The organism is Pseudomonas sp. BN505 (assembly GCF_029873175.1).
GTDB classification, from domain to species: Bacteria; Pseudomonadota; Gammaproteobacteria; order Pseudomonadales; family Pseudomonadaceae; genus Aquipseudomonas; species Aquipseudomonas putida.
Map to the genome: position 1 here is coordinate 1 of NZ_SSOI01000016.1, position 3,350 is coordinate 3,350.

4 protein-coding genes and 1 pseudogene are annotated in these 3,350 nt (G+C 54.1%); 3 read left to right on the plus strand and 2 right to left on the minus strand.

What is annotated here, in order from left to right:
• Nucleotides 1-6: 6 nt before the first annotated feature.
• Entirely contained in the window at nt 7-387 is a 381-nt protein-coding gene (locus E8E78_RS02895) for a hypothetical protein (RefSeq protein ID WP_059395962.1), read from the minus strand.
• Between the two features lie 647 nt (nt 388-1,034).
• On the opposite strand from E8E78_RS02895, the gene E8E78_RS02900 reads away from it, so the two are divergent.
• From E8E78_RS02900 to E8E78_RS02910, 3 genes are read left to right on the plus strand one after another with little or no spacing between them, the layout of a single operon-like run.
• Nucleotides 1,035-1,361, plus strand: a complete 327-nt coding sequence (locus tag E8E78_RS02900; protein ID WP_280313713.1) for a hypothetical protein — start codon at nt 1,035-1,037, stop codon at nt 1,359-1,361.
• Complete coding sequence (locus E8E78_RS02905) at nt 1,322-2,173, plus strand: MFS transporter (protein WP_280313712.1); 852 nt, start codon at nt 1,322-1,324, stop codon at nt 2,171-2,173. Before E8E78_RS02900 ends, E8E78_RS02905 begins: the two co-directional genes overlap by 40 nt.
• Nucleotides 2,174-2,191: 18 nt before the next feature.
• Nucleotides 2,192-2,932: an SDR family oxidoreductase gene (locus E8E78_RS02910; protein ID WP_081238126.1), complete on the plus strand. Its 741-nt coding sequence runs from the start codon at nt 2,192-2,194 to the stop codon at nt 2,930-2,932.
• A gap of 97 nt (nt 2,933-3,029) precedes the next feature.
• Here E8E78_RS02910 and E8E78_RS02915 read toward each other — a convergent pair.
• A pseudogene (locus E8E78_RS02915) lies at nt 3,030-3,350 on the minus strand (isocitrate lyase); the annotation flags it as partial.

Genomic DNA, 3,350 nt, shown 5'->3' on the forward strand with positions numbered 1-3,350 from the left:
CCACTATCAGTGGAACTGCTCTTCCTCGGTCGAGCCGGTCAGCGCAGTCACCGACGATGCGCCACCCTGGATCACGGTGGTCATGTCATCGAAGTAACCGGTGCCCACTTCCTGTTGGTGCGCCACGAAGGTGTAGCCCTTGCTGGCGTCAGCGAATTCCTGCTCTTGCAGCTTCACGTAGGCGGTCATGTCGTTGCGGGCGTAGTCGTGCGCCAGGTTGAACATGCCGTGCCACATGTTGTGGATGCCCGCCAGGGTGATGAACTGGTGCTTGTAGCCCATGGCCGACAGCTCGCGCTGGAACTTGGCGATGGTGGCGTCGTCCAGGTCTGGCTTGGCGGTTTCGCACCAGATCATGTGGGGGAAAAGTTGGGTGAAAATAATCAACTAATTTCAAGGTTGGGGAGAAGCTTTGGGTGGGTAGTCAACGCTAAGTGCAACAAATAGTTTCTGAGTGATTGTGGTTGGAGTTTGCCCTTTTCTTGGTGATTTCGAGGTAGGGGGTGTTTGATATTTTCATTGGAAATCACCTGGGGCATGAGTTTTTGCGCGTCTAAATGATATGGTTTTGTTTTGGGGTTGACCTTCGTGGTTGAATGATGCTGGTATTGTACTCGAGGTAAGGCTTGTTGAGGATTAGAAAGTAATAGTTTGTATTGGTTGTTGTAGGAAGTTTCCTTTTTCTTTGTCATAAAAGTATGCGTGCATGCTTATGGGGGTGCTAATGTTCGAGCAAAGAAACCTGTTCATCAATACCGCCCGCACTATTGAGTTGGGTAACGCGTCTTGGGAGCTCGCCCAAGAATCTGGCCTGACAGATCGCAGTGTGGTTCACTGTCCATCCAACCGCCTGCGCGACCAAGATGGGCATGTTTTCATGAATATGTGCTCATGCTCCTATCTGGGGCTTGAGACTGATAAACGAGTTGGTAGCGAGCGTCGCTGGATTTCAAGGTTCAAGGACGGCACGACGTTGTGCCTCGGTCCTCATGGGTAGCGCCGTAAGCCACGGCATTAAGCGAATGAGCCCGCTAATGCATAAGGTGGCATTGCTCAAGTTGCTGTTTGTCCTGGCCAACGGGGTCGGGTCGTTTGCGGCGTTATTTATGAATCGGCACTTTGCTTTGGCAGATGCTGAACTGGCGACTACGGTGTCGCTGATGATCATCAGCTATTTGGCCGGAAACCTGCTGGGTGGACAACTGCCAGGTCGTGTGGGCAGTCGACTTCTTCTGTTGGGCTGTTCGTCGACGGCGCTGCTCGCGCTGTTGGGCAGTCTGCTGCCGATCTTACCCATCGCAATCGGCATGATTTGCTTTTTATGTTCAGTGCGGGCGCCATCACACCGCTTTTCAGCGTGATGACCGCCCGGGCTGCACCGTCAGACGATCAGGTGGGGGCCTTTGCCTATCTTCATCTAGCCAGTAATGCAGGTGGTGTCCTGCTGTTCGTCGTAGGGGGTGTTCTTCTTAGTTGGCAAAGCCAGTATCTCTTGTGGTTTACCGCAGCGATTAGTCTAGTTTGCCTGGTGACGAGCGCTGCCTTGGCTCTGCCGCTAACCGGAAGTCATCTCGATGCTAAGGATACGCCGCTTAAGGCAAAGGATGTGCCGATACCCGCGGTGGTGATATTGGCGGGTGTGATGTTTTTCGTATTGTCCCTGCTTGATGGTCAGCGCGAATACCAGTTCCCTCTCTGGTTAGAAGCATTGGGGGTGAGTGATGCGGCTCATCTTTTTGGAGTGGCAGGAATTGTTAATGGGTTACTGGTTATTGTCCTAACTCGACCGCTGATTGCCTTGAGCCGGCGTTGGTCTGCCATGGCTAACATGGCGCTGGCGGCGATCTGCTACGGCATTGGTTTCGGCGCCTATGCCTTGGTCGATACTTGGCCCGCAATACTATTGTTAGTGGTGATCTGGACCTTGGGAGAGATCATCGGTATCACCTACATGGCGACCTTGATTGCCCAGCGAGCGCCGGTGTCGCGACAAGGGTTTTTGTTTTCCTTGATACCTGTAATTCAGGCTGCGGCACGAGTGCTATGCGTAATCTTGGCTGTGCCGATGCTGGCTGGCCTTGGCTTCAGTGTTACCTGGACGGTTTTTGGTTGCGCGGGTGTGATTTTTGGCCTGACCTGTCTCTTCCTACGACGTGGAAGGCTTGATTACTGACAGAAGGGACTTGAAGGCATGAGCAAGGTTGTTGTTATTACTGGTGGCAATTCCGGTATCGGAGAGGCGTGTGCATGGAAATTTGCCAGAGAGCAATACACAGTCATTGTGTGCGGACGTGATCATGTTCGGAACCTTCGTGTGTGTGAGGGTATCAACAGGGAGATGGCGTGTGCGCATTCGTACTCGGTCGATTTGCGTAGCCCTACCGAGTTGACCGACCTTTTTAAGCAACTGGCTCTCGATCACCCACCCATAAATTGTCTCGTCAACAGCATCGGTATTGACGGTCGATCATTCACGATGACCGAGGACTATCCCGAGGCTGATTTCGATGATGTCATGTCCACGAATGTACGTGCGCCATGGCAATGCATGAAGGCGGTGTTGCCTGCAATGCGTGAGGCGGGACATGGCACCATTGTCAACGTCGCCTCGCTAGCGGGTCTGAATGCCAGTGTCACGGGTGGCTCTGTATACACTGCCAGCAAGCACGCGCTAGTTGGAATTACCAGAGCCGTTGCAAAGGAATATGCCCCTTATGGCGTCCGGGTCAATGCCGTGTGTCCGGGGTTTGTATCAACGCCATTGGCGAAGCATGTACTGGGGAGCAAATTTGATTCGGTGTGTGCCTCGCAGCCTATGCGGCGAGTCTGTGAAGCCCATGAGGTTGCTGAGCTTGTGTACTGGCTTAGCTCGGAGGCGGCTTCTTATGTAACTGGTGTGGCGGTACCAATCGATGGTGGATTCCGCGCTTAGAGTTCGCCCGGAGTTTTGGCAGCGCGTATTCGAATCATGCATGAAAGAAGCCCAGGGCTTTCGCAGCCCTGGGCCTTTCTTCAGCGGCAAGCCACTATCAGTGGAACTGCTCTTCCTCGGTCGAGCCGGTCAGCGCAGTCACCGACGATGCGCCACCCTGGATCACGGTGGTCATGTCATCGAAGTAACCGGTGCCCACTTCCTGTTGGTGCGCCACGAAGGTGTAGCCCTTGCTGGCGTCAGCGAATTCCTGCTCTTGCAGCTTCACGTAGGCGGTCATGTCGTTGCGGGCGTAGTCGTGCGCCAGGTTGAACATGCCGTGCCACATGTTGTGGATGCCCGCCAGGGTGATGAACTGGTGCTTGTAGCCCATGGCCGACAGCTCGCGCTGGAACTTGGCGATGGTGGCGTCGTCCAG

What these genes read in the sequence shown, in the direction of transcription:
- E8E78_RS02910 (WP_081238126.1), top strand. Translation starts at nt 2,192, where the DNA reads ATGAGCAAGGTTGTTGTTATTACTGGTGGCAATTCCGGTATCGGAGAG.
- E8E78_RS02905 (WP_280313712.1), top strand. Translation starts at nt 1,322, where the DNA reads ATGTTCAGTGCGGGCGCCATCACACCGCTTTTCAGCGTGATGACCGCC.
- E8E78_RS02900 (WP_280313713.1), top strand. Translation starts at nt 1,035, where the DNA reads ATGCATAAGGTGGCATTGCTCAAGTTGCTGTTTGTCCTGGCCAACGGG.